This window comes from Kosakonia sp. MH5, assembly GCF_009935945.1.
Lineage (GTDB): Bacteria > Pseudomonadota > Gammaproteobacteria > Enterobacterales > Enterobacteriaceae > Kosakonia > Kosakonia radicincitans.
Genome location: NZ_QODH01000008.1, coordinates 192312 through 214642, shown reverse-complemented (window position 1 = coordinate 214642; position 22331 = coordinate 192312). Strand labels below are relative to the sequence as shown.

Sequence of the window (22331 nt, the reverse complement as noted above, 5' to 3'; positions counted from 1 at the left end):
GTGCCACCTGTCGACTTTCGTCCGAACATAAACGGACGCTCATTAACCATGCAAAGGGTGCGCCTTTGGCCCGCATTACTCGCCGTAAGATTGATCCAGATCCCTGTTTGCCGCCGATTTTTAGCCTTTTGCCCTCTGGCTGTGCGCGGCGCCGTATAATCGGGCGGATAAAGAAGCGCCGCCCTGGTGCATAACTGACCAATACGGTGCAGTTATTGCACGGCAAAAAACTGGCACAGCCTTCGCAATATCTCCGGTGATAGCCGCCTGTTCAGGGCGGATTCATACTTTTTCTCACAGGAGCACGCTATGGCTAACATTGGAATTTTTTTCGGTACCGATACGGGCAAAACCCGCAAGATTGCCAAAATGATCCACCAAAAACTGGGTGCGGCGGCCGATGCGCCGGTGAATATCAACCGTACCGATCTCGACAGGTTTCTTTCTTATCCGGTACTGCTGCTGGGGACGCCGACGCTCGGCGACGGGCAACTGCCAGGGCTGGATGCGGGCTGTGAGGAGGCGTCATGGGGAGAGTTTGTCGCCCAGCTTGATAGCAACAGCCTGAGCGGCAAAACCGTCGCGCTGTTTGGTCTTGGCGACCAGGTGGGCTACCCGGATAACTTTGTCAGCGGCCTGCGCCCGCTGTATGACGCGCTGAAAAACAGCGGTGCGCAGATTGTCGGCCACTGGCCGAATGAAGGCTATGAATTCAATGCCTCGTCGGCGCTGGAAGCGGATAAATTTGTCGGCTTAGTGATCGATCAGGACAATCAGTATGACCTGACCGACGAGCGCCTGGATGCCTGGCTGGAAACGCTTAAGCCGGTGTTTTTGTAAGTGATATGGCCGGGTAACACTGTGTTTACCCGGCCAAATGCCTGATGACACTTACGTTTATCAGGCCTGGAACCCTGTTGGCGCAATTATTGACCGGAATAAGGCACAGCCGCCATCCGGCATTGTTGTACTAAAGGTGAAATTAATCCGCCATCACGCTGCGGGTTAACGCTGCCAGCCACTGGCGCTGGTACTGCTGCTGGTTTTGACGAACCAAATAGCTTCGTGCTTTTTCCAGCGCTTCCTCCTGCGGCATTGGCGCGGCGTCGCGGATCGCTTCGCACCATAACAGATGCCAGCCGAGGCGGGTTTCGATAGGCGCGCTGAGGCCATTTTCTGCCAGCGCAAACAGCGCAGCGTCGAGTTCGGGATAGAGCAACCCCTGGCTTATCCAGCCAAGACGTCCGCCTTCCAGCGCGCTGGGGCAGTGGGAGTGGCGCTGTGCCAGCCGGGCAAAGTGCTGGCGCGAGACGCTAATGTCCTGATGAAAACGGCGGATCTGGCGCTGCACTGCGGCATCGTCGTTATCGACCGTCAGCAACAGGTGAGATGTCAGCCGCTGCGGCGGGCGCATAAACTGCGCCTGATGTTGCTGATACCAGGCCAGCACCTGTAAATCGTCCGGCAGCGGGGCGCGCCCGGCAATCTCGGCGAACTGCCACTCCATGCGGGCATGATGCCGGACCACCGTCTGCCGTTCGTCAGCAGAAAAATGCCCGCCATCCAGCCAGCTTGCCAGCGAGGTTGCGACACTCTGCAGCACGCTATCCGGCAGGGGGGCACTGGCGGCAACTTCCACCACCGCCTGTTCCAGTTGACACTGGCGGGTGAAGGCATCGTCAAACGCGCTTTGTTGATCGGCAGGAATGTGTTCCGGTTCGCACTGCCAGCGCGTTATCGCCAGCCGCCGTCGGGCGAAGCGTTGCCACGGCGTCATGCGTCAGCCTCCAGCAGGATCATGGCGCTGGCGGGCACCTGGAACCAGCGTCCGGAAAACGTGACGGTGTAACTCTCTCCGCCTTCGCCCTGGTCTGTTCCTTCAATACGGCCATGCTCTCCGGCGGCGACCACCACTTCGCCATTTACCGACAGCGCGTGGCGGCAGGCAACCCGATCGCCATACTGAAACTGCCCGGCGTGCCACGGCACAGAAAGCGGCAGTAGCTCCTGCTCGCGGCAGCCAACCACCAAATCATCATCGAGAAAATGTACCTGATAGATAATCTGATCCATCAAAAATGTGCCCCATTCACGGACAAAACCGGTACTGCCGCGACGAACCAGCAGGTCGCCGCGCGCAAAGCCGCGCATGGTGCCGTCATTGCGAATGGCGCGAGTAACGCGCACCTCTTCGCCAAAATCGAATTTTTGTCTCATGGGGTACGCTCCGGAAGGTAGTGCTGATAGCTCTCCGTCAGCAACCGGCGCGCCAGCAGCCACGGGGCGCGGGGCGCCTCTTCAAGCATATTGCGCAGCGGTACGTTTTGCCGCAGCCGCTGGTGAAACTCCCGCAGCACCGGCAGACAGCAGTGGCGCAGCACCAGCGGATCATACGGCACGCTGAAGAATTCAAAAAAAGACTCGGCGGTATCGAGCTCATCCACGCCGGGGATTTGATAAAACCACTCCATCGTCAGCCCCTCGCAAAGTGTGCGGATTCCCCGCACAGCGCATCGTAAATTGCCACCAGCTCATCCTCTTTCGGCGTGCGTTTCCAGCGCTCGGCAAAGCGGCGGATCGCCGGCAGCAGCAGATCGATTTGTAGGGTATCGAGGTGATACCCCATGCGGGCGAAGACGCCATCCACCGCCTGGCGACCGGAGTGTTTGCCCAGCACCAGCCGGTACTCGCGCCCCATTAGCGCCGGATCAATCGCCTGATAGCTTTCGCGATCGCGCAGCAGCGCGGCGACATGAACGCCGGATTCATGGGTGAACACCTGCGCACCGACCAGCGGTTGCTGCGGGTCAATCGCCCGCTGTGTCGCGTCGGCCACGGTCTGACACAGGGACGGCAGGCGCGTAAAATCAACGCCGCAATCCCGTTGCAGACAGCGGCTCAGGCTCAGCGCAACGGTTTCCAGCGCGGCATTGCCTGCGCGTTCGCCCAGCCCCAGCACGGTTGTGTTGACGCTGGTGGCTCCGGCGCGTACCGCCGCCAGCGTATTGGCGGTCGCCAGCCCCAGATCGTTGTGGGCGTGCATTTCGATTTCGCCCGGCCAGTATTCGCCAAGCGCCTGAATGCGGGTGGTGGTGGTAAAGGGATCGAGCAGGCCGAGAGTGTCAGCGAAACGCAGCCGTTTCGCGCCCGCCTCGCGGGCGATATCGGCAATCTGGTTCAGCGTCTGATCGCTGGCGCGTGAGGCATCCTCACAGCCGACACAGACCTGCATGCCCAGCGTCCGCGCTTGTGCAATCAGCGAGCCCAGTTTATCGAGCAACTGCGGCAGCGGTTCGCGAAGCTTGTACTGGCGCAGCTTATCCGAAGCGGGCAGGGAGATATCCACCCAGTCCATACCGAGATCCGCGCTCTGGTGGATCTCGTCGCGGTTCATCCGACACCAGGACATCAGCGTTGCCGCGGGCAAATGCCGGCGCACCTGCAAAATGCGCTGGCGCTCCTCGTCGCCCATCGCTGGCGTGCCGACTTCAAGCGCGGTAATGCCCGCCGCAAACAGCGCCTCGGCGATGGCGATTTTCTCGCTGGCGAGAAACGCGACGCCCGGGCTCTGTTCGCCGTCGCGCAGGGTGGTGTCGTTGATAAGCACATTCATGCTCGCCGCCTTAGCCGTATAACGGCGCAAATGCCGATTCAGCCGCCCCGGGTTTTCCCTCCTGCCAGTAGGGCGAGAGCATCCGCAGGCGGGCAATAATCGTTGGCAGGGTGTCGATCACGTAGTCGATCTCTTTTTCACGCGTGTAGCGTGACAGCGAGAAACGAATACTGCCGTGCGCGGCGGTGTAAGGAATGTTCATCGCTCGCATGACATGCGAAGGCTCCAGCGAACCGGAGGTACAGGCGCTGCCGCTCGACGCCGCAATTCCCGCCTGGTTCAGCAGCAATAAAATGGCTTCCCCTTCGATAAACTCAAACGCCAGATTGGTGGTGCCGGGTACGCGCGGCTGGTTGCCGCCCATCACCATCACGGAAGGCACCTGCGCGATAAGCCCTTCCTGCAGTCGATCGCGCAGTTGCGCCAGCGAGGCGGCACCGGGCAGATGGATCTGCGCCAGTTCGCAGGCTGTGCCCATGCCGACAATCCCGGCGATGTTTTCCGTCCCTGCGCGGCGTCCGCGCTCCTGATGGCCTCCGCGCAACAGCGGACGAAAACGCGTTCCGCGCCGCAGATAGAGGCAGCCGACACCTTTCGGTCCGTGCAGTTTGTGCGCCGAGCAGGAGAGCATATCGATCTGCGTGCGGCCAATATCCAACGGAATTTTACCGACTACCTGTACCGCATCGCAGTGGAACAGCGCGCCGTGTTCCTGCGCCATGGCTGCCATTTCAATCACCGGAAACAGTACGCCGGTTTCGTTGTTCGCCCACATCACGCTGACCACCGCCACCCGGGAGCTGAGCGCCTGGCGGTACTGCTCCATATCCAGCGCGCCGTCGCTATTCACACCAATGCGGTGGATCAGGTAACCCTGGCGCTCCAGGTGTTCGCAAACGGCGAGCGTGGCCGGGTGCTCGACCGCGGTGGTGATGATTTCCCGGCGCTCCGGCATCAGTTCCACGCAGGCGTGCAGCGCGGTTGACGTGGCTTCGGTCGCGCAGGAGGTGAAAATAATCTCGCTGGCATGATCGGCGCCAAGCAGGGCAGCAACCTGCTGGTGCGCGCGCTCAAGGGCCGCACGGGAAGGCGTGCCGAAATCATGAATCGAAGAGGGGTTGCCATAATGCTCGGTCAGAAAGGGCATCATCGCTTCCAGCACCATTGGATCGATTCGCGTGGTGGCGTTGTTATCCAGATAAACCTGTTTCATGTTTTTCCCCTCTGTTAATACGCTGCGGCTTCAGCGGCCACGACTTCCATATAACAGCCGGTGCGTTCCATCAGTTTTTGCTGTAACCAGGCGAGCGTCATGTCGGTCATCATGCAGCCGCTACAACTGCCGGAGAGGCTGACCGTGACTTTATGATTTGCCACGCTGAGCAGCGCCATATCGCCGCCATCGGCCTGAATATGCGGGCGCAGTTCAGTGATGGCATCAACCACTTCCTGCCAGTGCGGATCTTTGGTTGTCGCAACCGGCGCGGCGACCTGCGGGTGCTGCGCGAGAATATCCGCCAGCGCCAGTTCGATTTTTTCATGACACGAAGTACAGCCGCCGCCTGCTTTGGTGTAGTTGATCACCTCTTCCAGCGTGGTCAGCCCGTTGCTCAGCACCGCGCGGCGAATCTGTCCTTCATCCACGCCAAAGCACTTACAAATCAATGCGCCTTCTTCGTGGTCATCTTCCAGCGTTTCGCCGCGGTAGTTGGCGATGGCAGCGCGCAGCGCTTCCTGGCCCATGACCGAGCAGTGCATTTTTTGCGGCGGTAAACCGTCAAGATAATCGGCAATTTGTTGGTTGGTGACCTGTTCGGCCTGCGCCAGTGTGCGGCCGATAATCAGTTCCGTTAAGGCGGAAGAAGAGGCAATTGCGCTGCCGCAGCCAAAGGTCTGAAACCCGGCCTCAAGAATGGTTTCATCTTGCGGATCCACTCGCAGCATCAGCCGTAACGCATCGCCACAGCTTAACGATCCCACATCACCCACGGCGTTGGCGTTTTCCACCACCCGGGCGTTACGGGGATTAAAAAAATGATCTTTCACTTTCTCGGAGTAATTCCACATGCTTTTGGCTCCCAGTATGTATGACGGAACGCGCCGGAGCGCATTACACCGCGTCAATCAACAGCGGGTAATATCGTTGAAGCAAAAGCAGTACCAGAAGATTAAGTCGTTATATTTCAATGAGATGATTTTGACGCCTGACATAAAACCGCGAACTATGTCGCAGTTTTATGTTGGCTTTGTCACAGAGCTGACACAGAAAAGGCATCAGCGCTCATCCTCTTCCTGCCACTCATCTTCCAGCAGCAGCCCTGCGAAGCGATCGGTATTACGGCTGCGCGCGCTTCTTCGCTGCTCTTTGTCGTACCAGTAGTGTTGGATTTCCTGCAACAGCCCGACAATCGTTGTATCTGCCGGAACGCGCACCGCGCGCACGCCGACCTGTAAAAGCTGGCGAAAAACCGCCTCGCCGATCGCCACGCAGTAGAGCGTCACGCAATCCTCCAGCGCGTTAATCCGGCTGGTCAGTTTCTCCTGCTGATGGCCGGGCAGTACCGAGAAATCCACCACCCGCAGCAGGGTGACGTCATCCTCTTTGACACCGTACACCACCAGCCGCGGCGTGGCGCCGAAATGCTGATCGACATGGTGGTAATCGGAACTGGCAAAGGCCACTCTCATCGACCATTCACTGTCGCAAATGGTGCTGAATTGTCGGCTAACATGTTGCATAGTCACCTCCCGAAGATGCGGGTTCGTAAAAACGCTGGCGCAGCGGCGAGTGATAAGCGGCAAGATGATGGTGGCGATCGCGCAGCGCATTCGCCAGCTCAAACAAGGTGTCGCGCATCCCGGCGTAACCCTGGCGCACGCGGCGAAATTCGCCCAGACGGTCAAACAGGGGGAAACCGGCGCGCACCAGCGGAATGTTGAACTGGCTGGCCAAATCAACGGCGTGAGAATTGGACACCAGCAGCGATGCAGGCGTTTCGCACAGCAGATCCTGCATATCCTCCAGATCGCCGATGATCACTTTTTCGACCGGCAGATCCTGCAACCCTTTCTGGCTCACTGGCGCCACCACCGGGCCGGGAACCATGCCCATATCACGGGCGAAATCGCACCAGGCGGCGAGCAGATCGCCCTCGGCGGCCAGCGCGACAGGCGCGCCCTGCAACCACATATGGCAATCGATCATCGCATCCTGCAATTGCCCGCGCTGGCGCTCGATCCACGCCGGAACATCGCGCCCGGAGAGGCGTTTCAGTTGATGAATAAACGTATCGCACTGGCTCATGGTCATCAGGTGCGGCAACGTCACGACCTCAGCATGGCTGCGCTGCGCCAGTAACTGTGCGGCGCGGGAGAGGGAAACGCCAATGGCGAAGGTGCCGAGGCTCTGTCCCATCTGTTCAATCAGCCGCAGGCTGCTGCCGCCTTGGGTAATCGGCGAGAAATCCCCGCTGGCGAGATGGCCGTCCAGCGACTGGGAGAGATCCGGTACAATCACCGGTTGCAGGCCAAATGCCTCGACATAACTGCGCAGCAGCTCGACGTCGCCCGGCGTCAGCAAATGGCTGAGCAGCAGGTTCACGCGGCGATTCCGCACGCCCGGCTGCGGTTTTTCCGGCACCCACTGTTCAACCATGCTCTCCAGCACCGCGCTGTAGCCGTTTTCCAGGCTGCCGTAAAAATCCGGCGTGTTAACGGTCAGCAGCGCCACCCCTTTATGGCGCGGGAATTCATCGCGGAACTGGCGCACCACGCGCGAAATATCGCTACCCTGCGCCTCAGAAAGGCCGGTGCTCAGCAGAACAATCGCTTTCGGGTTGTTGCGCGAGCACAACACATTCAGCGCGGTAAAGATGTTCTCATCGGCGCCCATAATGGTGGAGGTTGGGTCCATTGCCGTCGATTGCAGCGGGATCGGATCATGAAAATGCTGGATAAAAAAAACCTTCGCGAAGGCGCTGCACCCCTGAGCGCCATGAACCAGCGGAATGCTCTGTTCAAAGCCCATGCTCGCCAGAATCGCGCCCAGCGGCTGGCCGCTTTTTACCGGACTGACGGCCAGCGGCTTTTTACTACGGATAATTTCTGCCATTGCGGGCTCCTTATTGCCACGGTGCGCGGGAATGGGTTTGCGGCCAGACCGGGCTTTCCATGGTCAGGCAGAGCTGTTCGGCCAGCGTGACAATGCCGCGGTAACCGGCAAAGGCGTGCTCGCGCTCCTGATTGATATCGAGGAACGGCAGCCGCGCTTTGTAGGCGGTATACATATTGCGTCCCCCGGCGATCATCATGTCCGCCTGGTAGCGGTAAACCACGTCCAGCAGCGAGCGGGCGTTGCCTTCATCAAGCATCAGCGCGTCGGTCCCCATCAGTTCGCGGATGCGCTGTTTATCCTCTTCGGTGGATTTGCGCGTACCGGTCGCCACCACTTCCATGCCCAGATCCTGAAGCGCCGAGACCACCGACCAGGATTTCACGCCGCCGGTATAGAGCAGCGCTTTGCGCCCGCGCAGGCGTTCACGCAGCGGGGCCAGCGCCTGCTCTGTTCGTTGTTCTTCACGGGCAATAAGCTGTTCGGTACGCTGCATCAGATCGCGGTCTCCGGTCAGCGCCGCCAGTTGACGCAGAGCGTCGGACGTGGCGCGAACACCATAAAAACTGCCTTCAAACCACGGCGTGCCGTAGCGCTGCTCCAGCGAGCGGGCGACATTGATCAGCGCCCTGGAGCAGACCAGCATGTTGACCTGCGCCCGGTGTAGCGTCTGGATCTCACTGAAGCGCCCGTCGCCGGAGAGGCTGCCGAGCACGCGAATACCCAGCTCATCAAGCAGCGGCTGAATGTGCCAGAACTCCCCGGCAATATTGAATTCGCCAATCAGCCCGATATCGTGGCGGTGCGCCGGGGCAAAAGGGGTATCTTCCGGCCACGGCGCGGGCTCACGCCCGCCAATGACCTTTTTCACCATCACTTCACCGGCCAGCCGGTTGCCGAGATTTTTGCTGCCGTAAAACCCGGCGACATCAACGGCAATCACCGGTACGCCGGTGGCGGTTTCTGCCGCCTGGCAGACGGCTTCGATATCGTCGCCCTCCATCGCCGGTACGCAGGTGTTATAGATAAAGACGGCGGCCGGATGGTAGCGGTTGACGATATGGCGCACGGCATGGAACAGGCGGCGTTCGCCGCGCCCCATGATTACATCCTGTTCGCTCAGATCGGTGGTAAAACCCAGCCGGTTGATCGTCGGGCCAGAACTGAAGCTGCCACGGTTATCCCATGAGCTACCGGTACAACCAATGGGGCCGTGCACCAGGTGGGCAACATCGGAGAGTGGCAGCAGGGTGATCTGCGCACCGTCAAAGGCGCAACCGCCCGCCGTCGCGCCGGGTTTCGGCGCGCTGCAGCCGGATTTCTGTTTGTGGTTGTGCTCGCAGGCAGGTTCATCGAGCAAAGCCAGGATCTCGTTCCCCTTCATCTTCACCTCATCATCTGGTTGGGTTGTAGCAGAAGGTGCAATTCGCGAGCCAGTAATGAGTGATTGATTTTTAAGAGAAAAAAAGTGTCGGTTTTGCAACAAAGCAGACAATTGGCGCAATGTTCACGCAAAAAAAATCCCCCGAAGGGGATTGATTCAGAACACCCGTTCTTCCAGTGGGTTGGCGCGCTCAAGGCGTTTTGCCAGCCACGGCGGCAGTTGCCCGTTGAGTAGCGTTTTAATGGCGTCGCACTGCGAGGTAATGGTCTGGCCTGGGGTGACTTTCATCGGATGGATATTGTGGCGGATCAGGCGGGCAGCGGCGGGGCCGCCAATCGCTTCGCAAAACAGCAGATGGCAATCGCCGAGCAGTTGCGCGCGGCTCTCGTTGGGCTCTTTGTCCTGCGGGCTGGCGGCGTAACGACGTAAGTCATACAGCCAGCCACCCTGATCATCAAAGGCATAAATAAAAAACAGCCGCCCCTGGCCGAAATGACCGTTGATTGCCAGCCCATCCTGCGAGCAGAAGGCGACAATCAGCTGCGGGCGACGCGCCGTGTGGTCGAGCACGCGCAAGTGGGTGGGCAGATCGCCTTTCAGGCACGCGTTTACCCGTGCCCAGCGCCCGGCGGACATTAATGCGTCCTCGTGAGGAAAGCGCTGCTCCAGATGGCGTTGATCCAGCGAGGCCAGCAACTCCGGCGTCAGCGCCTCATCGCAGTCGCCGGTCAGCCACGCCATGATTTGCGCGGGTTGCAGTTCCGGCAGCGCCTGGAACAGTGCCAGCATTCGCCAGAAAAGGGTATCGTTGTCGGACATAGCGCATCTCCTTATACCAGGGCGTCGCGGGTGGCGCGCAGGCTAATGGGAAATGAGGGCCGTCCCGGTTGCAGATTGACGTAATAGCGGCGACCGCCCTCAAGAGAAATCGCACCGCCCCAGCGTTCCGGGGTGTCGTGCTCAACGTCCAGGATTTTCGCTTCCAGATCCTGTTTGGCGATATAGCAGTAGAGATCCGCGCCGCGCTGGCGAATAGTAACGACCGGCATAGTGCCTCCCTGAGCCCCGCGCAAGGCGGGGCTGTGATGGTTAACGGATAAGATCGAAGCTGTAGTCGGTTTTGCCGAGCTTGATGGTCTCTCTGTCGACTTTCTCCAGCACCGCATTAACCAGCGTGGTGAGGATACTCATGGCCCCTTCGTAACCCCAGGTGGTCTGGCGGTGCAGATGGTGGCGATCGAACAGCGGGAACCCGAGGCGGATCAGCGGCACTTCAAACTGCTCACCCTTCGCCAGCGTATCGCGCTGGATAAACTTGGCGTAGGAGTTGCCGATCATGAAGTCCGGCTGACGGGTAAACATCAGCGAACGGAAATGCCACAGATCGCAGTTGATAAAGACTTCGCTCTCTTTACCGTATGGCGAGGCTTCAAGCATTTTCTTCATCGCTTTCTGCCAGCGTTTGCTGCCGTTATGGCACAGAATCACCGTCGGTTCGCAGCCCAGTTCCAGCAGGAAGCGGGTCAGCCCCATGACAAAATCCGGGTCGCCGAACAGGCCGAATTTCTTGCCGTGTAGCCAGGTGTGGGAGTCGAGCATCATGTCCACCAGCCGACCGCGTTCCAGCGCTAAGCTATCCGGAATGGCTTTGCCGGTTAACTGGCTTACCGTCATCAGCAGCTCGTCGGTTCCGGCCAGCCCCATCGGGATTTGCACTTCGGTCGCGGGCTGGTTCCAGCTTTCCTGCACCACTTTTTTGGTTTTCACCAGTTGCCAGGGTTGCAGCAGCAGGGTGTCGATAGCGTCAGGCGCTTCGCGCATCTCCTGCTGTGTCGTGCCGCCAGCGTACATGTGGTAATGCCCGTCTGCCGGGGTATCCAGCACTTCGGAGGGATCGGAGAGCAGACTACACGGCACCTCCATTTGCTCCATCATGCGTTTCAGCACGCGGAAATTGCCGAGATAGGTTTCAAATCCGCTGACCAGATTGATACGCGGTAACTTGCCCGGCTGCCCGCTGTAATCGGCGGTAAAGGTACGGGCAAAGCCCTCAAACATATTGTCCCAGCCGGTGACATGGCTGCCGATAAAGCTCGGCGTATGCGCGTAAGGCACCGGGATCGCCGCGTCGATAAAGCCGTCTTTTTTGGCGTTAGCAATAAACGCCTGCAGGTCGTCGCCGATGACCTCCGCCATACAGGTGGTGGAGACGGCAATGATTTCCGGCTTGTAAAGAGCGCTGGCGTTCTGTAACCCGGTGTTCAGGTTGTTGTTGCCGCCGAATACTGCCGCATCTTCCGTCATCGAGTCAGAAACACAGGCAATCGGCTCTTTAAAGTGACGGTTAAAATAGGTGCGGAAATAGGCCACGCACCCCTGGGAGCCGTGAACATACGGCAGGGTATTGGCAAAGCCCAGCGAGCACAGTACCGCGCCCAGCGGCTGGCAGGCCTTGGCCGGATCGATGGTTAGTGCTTCGCGTTGAAAGTTAAGCGCTTCATACTCTGCGGTGGTGGTCCATTGAAAGACCTCCTGCACGCGCGCCGGATCGTGGGCCTCTTCCAGTTGCCGTTTATCTTTAAACAGCATCTGGTACGCATCCTGTTCAAACAGCGGATGACAGTTTTGAATTTTCTCAGCACTTTGGCTCATGGTGTTCTCCTCCCGCGCCACAAATCGGTGAACAGACGGGATAGCAGGATTAAAATCAGGCGGATTTCAGCCACGGCGCGGTCAACTGGCCCCACGCGGGGTTGTTGATCGTCATATCCATATCGCGGGCGAAGATGGCAAAGCCGTCATAACCGTGATAGGGGCCGGAGTAATCCCAGGAGTGCATCTGACGAAACGGCACGCCCATTTTCTGGAAGATGTACTTCTCTTTAATACCGGAGCCGATCAGATCCGGCTTCAGCGCTTTAACAAAGGCTTCCAGTTCATAACTGCTGGCATCGTCGAACAGCAAGGTGCCTTCTTTCAGATCCGGCAGGGTGCGGTCGTAGTCATCGTTATGGGCGAATTCATAACCCGCGGCGATAATTTCCATCCCCAGATCTTCATAAGCGCCAATCACATGGCGAGGACGTAAACCGCCCATATACAGCAGCACTTTGCGGCCTTCCAGACGCGGACGGTATTTGGCGATGATGGCGTCGTTCTGCGCCTGATATTTGGCGATCACTGCTTCAGCGTTGGCGCGAATGGTGTCATCAAACATATCGGCGATTTTGCGCAACGACTCGGCGACTTTGGTCGGGCCGAAGAAGTTGTACTCCATCCACGGAATACCGTGTTTCTCCTCCATATGGCGGGAGATGTAGTTCATCGAGCGGTAGCAGTGCACAAGGTTGAGTTTGACGAACGGCGTGTTCTCCATCTCAACCAGCGTGCCGTCGCCGGACCACTGCGCTACCACGCGCAGGCCCATCTCTTCGAGCAAAATGCGCGAAGCCCAGGCATCGCCGCCGATGTTGTAATCGCCGATGATCGCCACGTCATAAGGACCGGCCTCAAACGGCTTGCCTTCGCGGTTATCCAGTACCCAGTCGCGGATCACGTCGTTGGCAATGTGGTGACCGAGTGACTGGGAAACGCCGCGAAAGCCTTCGCAGCGCACCGGAATGACCGGTTTATTGATGGCTTTGCGGCTGGCGTTGGCAACGGCTTCAATGTCGTCGCCAATCAGGCCGACCGGGCATTCGGACTGAATGGAGATCCCTTTGGTCAGCGGGAACAGCGTCTCCATCTCTTCAATCAGTTTGGCCAGCTTTTTATCGCCGCCAAACACGATATCGCGCTCCTGAAAATCGGAGGTGAAGTTGAGCGTACCGAAGCTATCAACACCGCTGACGCCGGTGTAGTAGTTACGCCGCCCGGCGCGGGAATACTGACCGCAGCCGATCGGGCCGTGGGAAATATGGGCCATATCTTTGATCGGCCCGAATACCACCCCTTTAGAACCGGCGTAAGAGCAACCGCGCACGGTCATCACGCCGGGCTGCGACTTACGGTTGGAGATGATGCATTTCCCGACGCTTTCCATCTCCGGGTCGCTCACCATCATGTGCTTTCTGCGTTCTTTGCGCGTTTTTTCCGGAAAGATCTCCAGCACTTCCTGGATGATCTCCAGATTACGTTCGCCTGTTGCATTGCTCATAGTTGTCTTCCTGTTGGCGGGCGTGCATCAAACCGCGTTTTCTTCTGCGGCGGTTTTACCGATAATGCTGGCGTCTTCCACATCCATAATGCCGAACTCCATCAACAACTCTTCCAGTTCGTCCATGGTGATGGGCGTTGGCACCACCATTTTGGTGTTGTTGACGATCTTGTTCGCCAGCGAGCGGTATTCGTTGGCCTGGTTGCACTTCGGATCGTACTCAATCACCGTCATACGGCGGATTTCAGCGCGCTGTACAATGTTGTCGCGCGGAACGAAGTGGATCATCTGGGTGCCGAGTTTTTCCGCCAGCGCCATGATCAGCTCATCTTCACGGTCGGTCTGACGGGAGTTACAGATCAGCCCGCCAAGGCGCACTTTGCCGGATTTGGCGTATTTCACGATGCCTTTAGAGATGTTGTTGGCAGCGTACATCGCCATCATTTCGCCGGAGCAGACGATGTAGATCTCTTGCGCTTTGTTTTCGCGAATCGGCATGGCGAACCCACCGCACACCACGTCGCCCAGCACGTCGTAAAAGACGAAATCGAGGTCGGGAACATAGGCGCCTTCTTCTTCCAGGAAGTTGATGGCGGTAATCACCCCGCGACCGGCACAGCCAACGCCTGGTTCCGGGCCGCCGGATTCAGCACAGCGCACGTCGCCGTAACCGATTTGCAGCACATCTTCCAGTTCCAGGTCTTCCACGGAGCCGACTTCAGCCGCCATCTCCATAATGGTGTTCTGCGCTTTCGCGTGCAGGATCAGACGGGTGGAGTCTGCTTTCGGGTCGCAGCCGACGATCATTACTTTCTTGCCCATCTCCGCCAGAGCGGCGACCAGGTTTTGCGTGGTGGTGGATTTACCGATACCACCTTTGCCGTAAATGGCGCATTGACGCATGGTCATGGTGTTTCTCCTGTTGGTTGTGTGAGTGGCGATTGCCTCACTCTGTTGTGCAGGGAACATACCAGCCGTGCCATTTTATTTAATTTATTGATTTTAAAAGCATTGATGTTTTCGCTGTCGCAAGAGGAGGGACAAAGAGTAAACAATCGCCTTACCAATTGTTCGAAACAGAACAATTCCGCACATCGTTTCTGTACGTCGGGGTACAACCCACGGCGTGCGACACTTTGTCGGCAGTTCAACAGGATGTCGCGTCCACTGTCTTGTTTCATGCAACCATTTTGTTGCGGTTAGCTTTAATGCATTGTTTATAAAGGGATAAATGAGCTGGCACAGGCTGTGCAACGGCGTCAGGGAGATGACCTCTTACAGTCGAGGAATGAGCAATGTCCGGAAAGATGAAAACAATGGATGGCAACGCGGCAGCGGCATGGATTTCGTATGCCTTTACTGATGTCGCCGCGATTTACCCCATTACCCCCTCAACGCCGATGGCGGAAAACGTCGATCAGTGGGCGGCTGACGGCAAGAAAAACCTGTTTGGCCAGCCGGTGCGTTTAATGGAGATGCAGTCAGAAGCGGGTGCAGCCGGTGCCGTACACGGTGCGTTGCAGGCCGGGGCGCTGACCACCACCTATACCGCTTCGCAGGGGCTGCTGTTAATGATCCCCAATCTGTACAAAATCGCCGGTGAGCTGCTGCCCGGCGTGTTTCACGTCAGCGCCCGCGCGCTGGCAACCAACTCGCTGAACATTTTCGGCGATCATCAGGATGTGATGGCGGTTCGCCAGAGCGGCTGTGCGATGCTGGCGGAGAGCAACGTTCAGCAGGTGATGGATCTCTCGGCGGTAGCGCACCTCTCCGCCATTAAAGGCCGCGTACCTTTTATTAACTTCTTTGATGGTTTTCGTACTTCTCACGAGATCCAGAAAATTGAAGTGCTGGAGTATGACGATCTGGCGCCGTTGCTGGATACTGACGCGCTGAACCGCTTTCGCCGTAATGCCCTGAACCCGGATCACCCGGTGATCCGCGGTACCGCGCAAAACCCCGATATCTATTTTCAGGAGCGGGAAGCCGCCAACCGCTACTACGATGCGCTGCCGGAGATCGTCGAAAACTATATGGCGGAGATCTATCGTCTGACCGGCCGCGAATACCACCTGTTTGATTACTACGGCGCAGACGATGCCGAACAGATCATTGTGGCGATGGGTTCGGTATGCGACACCATTTCCGAAGTGGTGGATGCGCTAATCGACAGCGGTGAAAAAGTGGGCCTGGTGACGGTGCATCTGTTCCGGCCTTTTTCGCTGTCGCACTTCTTCGCCAAAATCCCGAAAAGCGTCAAACGCATCGCGGTACTCGATCGCACCAAAGAGCCGGGCGCGCAGGCGGAACCGCTGTGCCTGGATGTGAAAAATGCGTTTTATCACCAGCATGACGCGCCGCTGATTGTCGGCGGGCGCTATGCGCTGGGCGGTAAAGATGTGCTGCCGGGGCATATTGTCTCGGTGTTTGAGAACCTGAAAAAACCGCTGCCGAAAGATGGTTTTACGGTGGGGATTTTCGACGATGTCACGCACACGTCGCTGCCGGTGCCTTCTCATGAGGTCCACGTTTCCCGCGAGGGGATCACCGCCTGTAAATTCTGGGGGCTGGGTTCCGACGGTACGGTCAGCGCCAACAAGAGCGCCATCAAGATCATCGGTGATAAAACGCCGATGTATGCGCAGGCCTACTTTGCCTACGATTCGAAAAAATCCGGCGGCATTACCGTTTCGCACCTGCGTTTTGGCGAACGGCCGATTACCTCGCCATACCTGATCCACCGCGCGGATTTTATCGCCTGCTCGCAGCAATCCTACGTCGACAAGTACGATCTGCTGGAGGGGCTGAACCCTGGCGGCACATTCCTGCTGAACTGTACCTGGTTTGGTGAAGAGCTGGAGGCGCGGCTGCCAAACAGTATGAAGCGTTATATCGCCCGCCAGGGGATCCGTTTTTACACCCTCAATGCGGTGGATATTGCCCGTAAGCTGGGGCTGGGCGGGCGCTTTAACATGCTGATGCAGTCGGCATTCTTCAAACTGGCGGGGATTATTGATCCGCAAGCGGCGTCCGATTACCTGAAGCAGGCAGTCGAGAAATCCTACGGCAGTAAAGGGCAAAAAGTGGTGGATATGAACAATGCCGCCATTGATCTGGGGATGGAAGCTATCCAGGAAGTGATGGTGCCGGAACGCTGGGCGACGCTGGAAGATGACGCGGTGGAAGATACGCGGATGATGCCGGATTTTATCCGCGACATTCTGGAACCGATGAACCGGCAGAATGGCGACAAACTGCCAGTCAGCGCCTTTGTCGGTATGGAGGACGGGACATTCCCGACGGGAACCGCAGCGTGGGAGAAACGCGGCATTGCTTTGCAGGTGCCGGTGTGGAACCCCGAAGGCTGTACCCAGTGCAATCAGTGCGCCTTTATCTGCCCGCATGCCGCCGTTCGTCCGGCGCTGCTGAATCAGGAAGAGCGCGATGCGGCGCCGGTAGCGTTGTTGAGTAAAGCGGCGCAGGGGGCGAAGGATTACGACTATCATCTGGCCATTTCGCCGCTCGATTGTTCCGGCTGCGGCAACTGTGCCGATATCTGCCCGGCGAAGGGGAAAGCCCTTACGATGCAGCCGCTGGAGAGCCAGTTAGCGATGCAACCGGTGTGGGATTATGCGCTGGCGCTCTCGCCGAAAAGCAATCCGTTCAACAAAACCACGGTCAAAGGCAGCCAGTTTGAAACCCCGCTGCTGGAGTTTTCCGGTGCCTGCGCAGGCTGCGGCGAAACCCCGTATGCGCGGCTGGTGACGCAGCTGTTCGGCGATCGCATGATGATCGCGAATGCCACGGGGTGTTCGTCGATCTGGGGGGCCAGCGCGCCGTCAATTCCGTGGACCACCAACCATAAAGGGCAAGGCCCGGCGTGGGCTAACTCGTTGTTTGAAGATAACGCCGAGTTTGGCCTGGGGATGATGCTTGGCGGGCGCGCGGTACGTGAACAACTCGCCAGTGATGCGATGGATGCACTGGCTGCGCCGCACAGCGAGGCGTTACAGCAGGCGTTGCGGCAATGGCTGGAGAGTAAAGATCGCGGTGAAGGCACGCGCGAGCGCGGCGAGCAACTGAGCGCGCTGCTGGCGCAGGAGAAGGGCGACGATCCGCTGCTGAACCGCATGTACCAGAATCGCGACTATTTCGCTAAACGTTCGCAGTGGATTTTTGGCGGCGACGGTTGGGCGTATGACATTGGTTTTGGCGGCCTCGATCATGTGCTGGCCTCCGGCGAGGATGTGAATATCCTGGTGTTTGATACCGAGGTGTACTCCAACACCGGTGGTCAGTCGTCGAAATCGACGCCGGTTGCGGCGATTGCCAAGTTTGCCGCCGAAGGCAAACGGACGCGCAAAAAGGATCTCGGCATGATGGCGGTGAGCTACGGCAATGTGTATGTCGCGCAGGTGGCGATGGGCGCGGATAAAGCCCAGACGCTGCGGGCCATTGCCGAAGCAGAGGCGTGGCCTGGCCCGTCGCTGGTCATCGCTTATGCGGCCTGTATCAACCACGGTCTGAAGGCCGGGATGGGATGCAGTATGCGCGAAGCAAAACGCGCGGTGGATTCCGGTTACTGGCATCTGTGGCGCTATAACCCGCAACTGATGGCGAAGGGCAAGAATCCGTTTATTCTCGACTCCGACGAACCCGAAGAGAGCTTCCGCGACTTCCTGATGGGCGAAGTACGTTACGCCTCGCTGGGCCGCACCGCGCCGGAACTGGCGGATCAACTCTTCGAGCAAACCGAGCAGGACGCGAAGCAGCGTTTCGCGCAGTATCAGCGAATGGCGGGGGAGTAAACGGTAAATTTTACCCGGTAATGTTGCGTTTACCGGGTATTCGGACCACGGAGAGACGCCATGCGTATTCGCGCATGGCGTTATTTTTTTGTGTTCCGGTATATCTGCACCATGACGAGAATATTAAAACTAATCATCCGCTGCTATTCTGTAGTCCACAATTATGCTTTGTTCTATGGTTATCAGATATTATTTTGTGTCCTGAATTGCCTTAAATCTCTTTTCCCGCCGGAGTTTAAAGACCATCAGGATGAGGCAAAAATAGATGAACTGTACTTTCATTGGGTTATAAGGAATATATTATGAAATGTGCATTGGTTTATGACTTTGATGGCACTTTGGCAGACGGAGATTGTGCGCAGCACGGTCTTATGCCTGCTTTAGGGATCAATGATGTTGGCGCGTTCTGGCAGGAGGTAAAACAACGCGCAGCAGAAAATGATGGCGATGAAATTCTTTCTTATCTTGGGTTGTTAGTTGAAAAAGCATCACAGACAAATCCACAAGAGCTGAGCGTCAATAATCTCAAAAAACATGGTAAATCCATTCCGCTATATCCTGGGGTTGCTGATTGGTTTGACCGGATTAACAAATATGCGGATGACAATGGGCTGGAACTCTGCCATTACATTATCTCCAGCGGACTTGATGCGATGATTCGCGGAACGGCAATAGGTGACAAATTTCGCATGATTTTCGCCTGTAAATATCACTATTCCGCCAATGGCACTGTAGCTATCTGGCCCGCTCAGGCGATTAATTACACGACAAAAACACAGTTTCTTTTTCGCATAAACAAAGGGATTGATAATTCCTGGGATAATGAAGCGGTAAACAGATTTATCGAGCCTGAACTGCGAGAGATACCGTTTCAGCGAATGATTTATTTTGGCGATGGCGATACGGATATTCCGTCAATGAAAATGGTCCGCTATCAGGGCGGTGTCTCACTTGCCGTTTTTGACCCGGATAAATGGAAGACAACAAAAACGCAGGGAAAAGTTGAAAAATTGATAGCAGAGGAACGCGCCAATTATGTCGTGCCTGCCATTTATGAAGAGGGTAGCCAGTTAGATGTCACGGTGAAAGGGCTGCTGCAATTGTTTAAGCGTAAATACGCTAGCAAAGAGTCGTTGAGTAAATAATCAATTTAATGCGCGCTGCGCCGTCAGGGCGTTCTGAACCAGTTCCAGACCTGAGGCTGGTTGCAATATTTGTCGGCCCGGTAAGCGTCACGCTACCGGGCATGAGTGATGGTCAATCGGCCAGGCCTTTTTCACCGGCTTACATGCACCTGCGGCACATTGTTGCGGATAAAGCTGCCGCCGAGCGCGCGTTCAATTTGGGCGGCGAGCTGTAGCAACTGGCCATCGTTGGCCTGGCGGGTTTGAAAATGCATGCCCAGCGGAATGCCGGATTGCTGCCAGGCGAGCGGGATCGAGATCCCGGCGGTGCCGGTCAGGCTGGCGAGCGGGGTGTAAGAGAAGATATCCCACAGGTTGTAGAACCAGTCCATCACATCCGGGTTATCGCTCAACGTCAGGTATTTTTTCTCGCCCAGCAGCGGCGTCGGTTTGGAGAATGTCGGCGTCAGGATCATGTCCCACTGCTGGAAAAAACGCCCCAGATCGCGCGATACGGTGTTAAAGGCATCCTGCATTTTCCAGCGTTCGCTGTAGGACATATCAATGCCTTTCTGCCAGAGACGAATGTTGATCGGCTCCACCAGATCCTCCGGCGGCGAACTCAGCCCTTTTTTCTCCAGCAGACGCTGAATAAACTGCGCAAAGTTACTGATATAGCAGGTGGTTTGCGCCTCAAACGCCTGCGCGAAATCAACCTGCGGCGTCACCCATTCAACGTGGTGGCCCAGTTCTTCCAGCAAACGCACGGTGCGCTCCAGCTCGCTGACAAAATGCGCATCGGAACGGTAGTTGCCCCACTCGTGGGAGACGGCAATACGCAGCGGTGCAGGATCATGCTTAATCATCTCGCTGTAGGGCTGTTTACTTTCCCAGTAGGGCATAAACTCGCCCGGTGCGCCGCCACGGCAACTGTCGATAAACCGCGCCGTGTCGCGAACGCTGCGGCTGACGCAACCCTGCGTGGAAACAAACCCGGTGATATCGGAGAGCGCCGGGGCGATGGATAACACGCCGCGCGAACTTTTTAACCCAATCAACCCGTGGGAACCCGCCGGGATGCGAATCGAGCCGCCGCCGTCTGTGGCATGCGCCAGCGGCACAATCCCGGCCGCGACTGAGGCGCAAGAACCGGCCGACGATCCGAAGGTGGTATAGGCCGGATCCCAGGGATTGCGGGTCACATAAACTTCCGGGTTTTCCACCGAGCCGCAAACGCCAAACTCCGGCGTAGTGGTGCGGCCCATAATGTTCAACCCTGCGGCGCGGATTTGCGTGGTGAGAAACGCATCTTCCGCCGGACGGTTGCCCTGCATAAATTTCGAACCTTGCTCCTGTAGGCGGTTTTTCACGCCGGGGCCGAGATCTTTCATCAGAAACGGCACGCCGCGAAATGGGCCGTCGAGCCGCGTGCCGTCGGTCTGTGGCGCGGCGATCGCATCATCAAACAGTTCCACCACGGAACCGATTTGCGGGTTGATCAGGCTGACGGCGGCCTGCGCCTGCTGCGCCAGTTCGGTAGCGCTGATCTCACCTTGCTGCACCCGTTCTGCCAGCGCAGTGGCATCGTGCGCTGCCCATTCTTGCCAGTTCATGACGGTTTTCATGGCTTCCTCCTTGATTACTGAACGGTGGTGCGACGGCGCGCCAGCAAAGGCTGCGGAGCTTTACGCTCTTTCAGCATGACGGTGGCGGCCAGACAGAGAATATTGGCGGCAATCAGGTAGTAACCAGGAGAAACCGGGTTGCCGGTCACTTTGATCAGCCATGAAAAGACAATCTGCGCGGTGCCGCCAAACAGCGTAATGCCAAAGGCAAAGGCGATAGAAAAGCCGGTGGAACGCACATATTTCGGGAAGTTTTCGCACAGCACGACGAGTACGCCGGAACCGCTGATACATTGCAGGGCGGCAAAGACGGTGATCACGCTATAAAACACCATTTCGCTGCGCCAGGTGTTGATGATCTCAAGCCCTGGCAGCAACAACAGCAGCAGGATCAGACGTGGAGCAATGATGGTCATCTTTCTGCCAACGCGATCCGCCATCCAGCCGCCGACCAGCGAAAAGACCACCACGCAGACGCCTATCAGAATCGTGGACGCCATGGCGCTGCCCGGCGTAAATGCCAGTTCGTTGAGCGCGTAAGTGGTCATATAGTTGAGAAAATATTGCGTGATGGTGCTGCCGGAGAGGATAAAAATCCCGGTCAGCACCAGCCCGCGATAGTTCTTCACCACTTCACCGAGCAGACTGCCGGTGGAGTGGCTGGCTTCGCTGTTGTCAGACTGATAAGTCTCGCGCAGATTGCGGCGCAGGTAGATGGCGATAGGCAGGATCAACAGTCCGAAAGCGAACGGCACGCGCCAGCCCCAGGCGGCGAGGTCGTGCGGTGACAGCAATACCGTGAGCGTATAGCCAATCACCCCCGCGCTGATGCCTGCCAGACCTTGGGCGACAATCTGCCAACTGGTGTAGAAGGCACGTTTGCCGGCGGGCGCGGCTTCCATAATAAACGTGGTTGCCGGGCCAGCTTCGCCGCCCCAGGCCAGCCCCTGCAACATACGCACCAGTACCAGTAAAACCGGTGCGGCCATGCCAATGGTTTCATATCCCGGCAGGAAGACTAAGCCGCCGGTGCCGATGGTCATAAATACCATGGTTAATAACATTGCCGGTTTGCGCCCAACGCGATCGGCGTAGCTGCCAATAAAAATGGCCCCCAGCGGCCGGACAATAAAGCCGATGCCAAATACTGAAACGGACAATAACAAACTGGTAAATGGATTATCCGAAGGAAAGAAAACATGGCCGATCATCACTGCAAAGGTGGCGTAAGCGCTGAAATCAAAAAATTCGACGGCGGCGCCTAGGACAACGGCGATCACTTCTTTACGCGTCGCTTTTGGCGGTGTGGCTGCGGGATTTATTTCGTTTGCCATAAACAGTCTTCCTCAGGGGTTGAGACGAATTAACAACATGGCTGAGATATAACAAGCACAGATAATGTTCACTATCACAATTGTGCAGGAGCAGTGCGTAAAAAATGTGCTCACTGGAGGGCGGGGAATATAAATAAGAAAATAGTATTACTTTGTCTAATTTTTTGAATTATCTG

At 57.3% G+C, this 22331-nt stretch carries 19 protein-coding genes; 3 read left to right on the top strand and 16 right to left on the bottom strand.

The features are described from left to right. Positions 1 to 309 precede the first annotated feature (309 nt). Positions 310 to 840, top strand: a complete 531-nt coding sequence (locus DK872_RS20360) for a flavodoxin (protein WP_035885760.1) — start codon at positions 310 to 312, stop codon at positions 838 to 840. Between the two features lie 142 nt (positions 841 to 982). Here the strand turns inward: DK872_RS20360 and nifM are convergent, their stop codons facing one another. From nifM to nifH, 14 genes are all read right to left on the bottom strand, one after another. Continuing rightward, a complete protein-coding gene (nifM, locus tag DK872_RS20355; RefSeq protein ID WP_161518762.1) occupies positions 983 to 1777 on the bottom strand; it encodes a nitrogen fixation protein NifM in 795 nt (264 codons plus the stop codon). Further along, positions 1774 to 2217 (bottom strand): nitrogen fixation protein NifZ, encoded by a 444-nt coding sequence (locus DK872_RS20350; protein WP_007374962.1) that lies wholly within the window; start codon positions 2215 to 2217, stop codon positions 1774 to 1776. The genes nifM and DK872_RS20350 overlap by 4 nt, the downstream gene beginning before the upstream one ends. Next, positions 2214 to 2471, bottom strand: coding sequence for a nitrogenase-stabilizing/protective protein NifW (locus DK872_RS20345; RefSeq protein ID WP_007374963.1), 258 nt, complete (start codon positions 2469 to 2471; stop codon positions 2214 to 2216). The genes DK872_RS20350 and DK872_RS20345 overlap by 4 nt, the downstream gene beginning before the upstream one ends. A gap of 2 nt (positions 2472 to 2473) precedes the next feature. Beyond that, on the bottom strand, positions 2474 to 3613 hold the full coding sequence (gene nifV / locus DK872_RS20340; protein ID WP_035943433.1) for a homocitrate synthase: 1140 nt from the start codon (positions 3611 to 3613) through the stop codon (positions 2474 to 2476). Positions 3614 to 3623: 10 nt separating this feature from the next. After that, positions 3624 to 4826 carry a cysteine desulfurase NifS gene (gene nifS / locus DK872_RS20335; protein WP_007374965.1) on the bottom strand — a complete coding sequence of 401 codons (1203 nt, stop codon included), beginning with the start codon at positions 4824 to 4826 and terminating at the stop codon, positions 3624 to 3626. A gap of 14 nt (positions 4827 to 4840) precedes the next feature. Beyond that, a complete protein-coding gene (nifU, locus tag DK872_RS20330) occupies positions 4841 to 5680 on the bottom strand; it encodes a Fe-S cluster assembly protein NifU (RefSeq protein ID WP_007374966.1) in 840 nt (279 codons plus the stop codon). 207 nt (positions 5681 to 5887) lie between these two features. After that, a complete protein-coding gene (locus DK872_RS20325; RefSeq protein WP_007374967.1) occupies positions 5888 to 6352 on the bottom strand; it encodes a NifB/NifX family molybdenum-iron cluster-binding protein in 465 nt (154 codons plus the stop codon). Continuing rightward, positions 6339 to 7724 (bottom strand): nitrogenase iron-molybdenum cofactor biosynthesis protein NifN, encoded by a 1386-nt coding sequence (nifN, locus tag DK872_RS20320; RefSeq protein WP_007374968.1) that lies wholly within the window; start codon positions 7722 to 7724, stop codon positions 6339 to 6341. Before nifN ends, DK872_RS20325 begins: the two co-directional genes overlap by 14 nt. Positions 7725 to 7734: 10 nt before the next feature. After that, entirely contained in the window at positions 7735 to 9108 is a 1374-nt protein-coding gene (nifE, locus tag DK872_RS20315; RefSeq protein WP_007374969.1) for a nitrogenase iron-molybdenum cofactor biosynthesis protein NifE, read from the bottom strand. Between the two features lie 156 nt (positions 9109 to 9264). Continuing rightward, the gene (locus DK872_RS20310) at positions 9265 to 9927 is read right to left on the bottom strand and encodes a NifB/NifX family molybdenum-iron cluster-binding protein (protein ID WP_007374970.1); all 663 of its coding nucleotides are present in this window, start codon (positions 9925 to 9927) and stop codon (positions 9265 to 9267) included. Between the two features lie 11 nt (positions 9928 to 9938). Further along, positions 9939 to 10157 (bottom strand): putative nitrogen fixation protein NifT, encoded by a 219-nt coding sequence (nifT, locus tag DK872_RS20305; RefSeq protein WP_007374971.1) that lies wholly within the window; start codon positions 10155 to 10157, stop codon positions 9939 to 9941. Positions 10158 to 10197: 40 nt separating this feature from the next. Then, entirely contained in the window at positions 10198 to 11760 is a 1563-nt protein-coding gene (gene nifK, locus DK872_RS20300; protein ID WP_007374972.1) for a nitrogenase molybdenum-iron protein subunit beta, read from the bottom strand. Between the two features lie 55 nt (positions 11761 to 11815). After that, the gene (nifD, locus tag DK872_RS20295; protein WP_007374973.1) at positions 11816 to 13264 is read right to left on the bottom strand and encodes a nitrogenase molybdenum-iron protein alpha chain; all 1449 of its coding nucleotides are present in this window, start codon (positions 13262 to 13264) and stop codon (positions 11816 to 11818) included. Positions 13265 to 13291: 27 nt separating this feature from the next. Next, the gene (nifH, locus tag DK872_RS20290) at positions 13292 to 14173 is read right to left on the bottom strand and encodes a nitrogenase iron protein (RefSeq protein WP_035885754.1); all 882 of its coding nucleotides are present in this window, start codon (positions 14171 to 14173) and stop codon (positions 13292 to 13294) included. Between the two features lie 386 nt (positions 14174 to 14559). Here nifH and nifJ point away from each other — a divergent pair, with 386 nt between their 5' ends. Both nifJ and DK872_RS20280 read left to right on the top strand, forming a co-directional pair. Next, positions 14560 to 18072: a pyruvate:ferredoxin (flavodoxin) oxidoreductase gene (gene nifJ / locus DK872_RS20285; protein ID WP_072438754.1), complete on the top strand. Its 3513-nt coding sequence runs from the start codon at positions 14560 to 14562 to the stop codon at positions 18070 to 18072. Positions 18073 to 18374: 302 nt separating this feature from the next. Then, positions 18375 to 19217, top strand: a complete 843-nt coding sequence (locus tag DK872_RS20280; RefSeq protein WP_007374978.1) for a haloacid dehalogenase-like hydrolase — start codon at positions 18375 to 18377, stop codon at positions 19215 to 19217. 131 nt (positions 19218 to 19348) lie between these two features. Here DK872_RS20280 and DK872_RS20275 read toward each other — a convergent pair whose 3' ends face one another. Continuing rightward, positions 19349 to 20821, bottom strand: coding sequence for an amidase (locus DK872_RS20275; protein WP_107146142.1), 1473 nt, complete (start codon positions 20819 to 20821; stop codon positions 19349 to 19351). A 14-nt stretch (positions 20822 to 20835) separates the two neighbouring features. After that, positions 20836 to 22155, bottom strand: a complete 1320-nt coding sequence (locus DK872_RS20270; RefSeq protein ID WP_007374980.1) for an MFS transporter — start codon at positions 22153 to 22155, stop codon at positions 20836 to 20838. Positions 22156 to 22331: the final 176 nt, after the last annotated feature.

Bases quoted from the DNA above. Each gene is read 5' to 3' on its own strand.
- nifT (WP_007374971.1), bottom strand. From the start codon at position 10,157: ATGCCGGTCGTTACTATTCGCCAGCGCGGCGCGGATCTCTACTGCTAT.
- DK872_RS20345 (WP_007374963.1), bottom strand. From the start codon at position 2,471: ATGGAGTGGTTTTATCAAATCCCCGGCGTGGATGAGCTCGATACCGCC.
- nifD (WP_007374973.1), bottom strand. From the start codon at position 13,264: ATGAGCAATGCAACAGGCGAACGTAATCTGGAGATCATCCAGGAAGTG.
- nifV (WP_035943433.1), bottom strand. From the start codon at position 3,613: ATGAATGTGCTTATCAACGACACCACCCTGCGCGACGGCGAACAGAGC.
- nifE (WP_007374969.1), bottom strand. From the start codon at position 9,108: ATGAAGGGGAACGAGATCCTGGCTTTGCTCGATGAACCTGCCTGCGAG.
- nifS (WP_007374965.1), bottom strand. From the start codon at position 4,826: ATGAAACAGGTTTATCTGGATAACAACGCCACCACGCGAATCGATCCA.
- nifH (WP_035885754.1), bottom strand. From the start codon at position 14,173: ATGACCATGCGTCAATGCGCCATTTACGGCAAAGGTGGTATCGGTAAA.
- nifK (WP_007374972.1), bottom strand. From the start codon at position 11,760: ATGAGCCAAAGTGCTGAGAAAATTCAAAACTGTCATCCGCTGTTTGAA.
- DK872_RS20275 (WP_107146142.1), bottom strand. From the start codon at position 20,821: ATGAAAACCGTCATGAACTGGCAAGAATGGGCAGCGCACGATGCCACT.
- nifN (WP_007374968.1), bottom strand. From the start codon at position 7,724: ATGGCAGAAATTATCCGTAGTAAAAAGCCGCTGGCCGTCAGTCCGGTA.
- nifM (WP_161518762.1), bottom strand. From the start codon at position 1,777: ATGACGCCGTGGCAACGCTTCGCCCGACGGCGGCTGGCGATAACGCGC.
- DK872_RS20325 (WP_007374967.1), bottom strand. From the start codon at position 6,352: ATGCAACATGTTAGCCGACAATTCAGCACCATTTGCGACAGTGAATGG.
- nifJ (WP_072438754.1), top strand. From the start codon at position 14,560: ATGTCCGGAAAGATGAAAACAATGGATGGCAACGCGGCAGCGGCATGG.
- DK872_RS20360 (WP_035885760.1), top strand. From the start codon at position 310: ATGGCTAACATTGGAATTTTTTTCGGTACCGATACGGGCAAAACCCGC.
- DK872_RS20350 (WP_007374962.1), bottom strand. From the start codon at position 2,217: ATGAGACAAAAATTCGATTTTGGCGAAGAGGTGCGCGTTACTCGCGCC.
- DK872_RS20280 (WP_007374978.1), top strand. From the start codon at position 18,375: ATGAAATGTGCATTGGTTTATGACTTTGATGGCACTTTGGCAGACGGA.
- DK872_RS20310 (WP_007374970.1), bottom strand. From the start codon at position 9,927: ATGTCCGACAACGATACCCTTTTCTGGCGAATGCTGGCACTGTTCCAG.
- nifU (WP_007374966.1), bottom strand. From the start codon at position 5,680: ATGTGGAATTACTCCGAGAAAGTGAAAGATCATTTTTTTAATCCCCGT.
- DK872_RS20270 (WP_007374980.1), bottom strand. From the start codon at position 22,155: ATGGCAAACGAAATAAATCCCGCAGCCACACCGCCAAAAGCGACGCGT.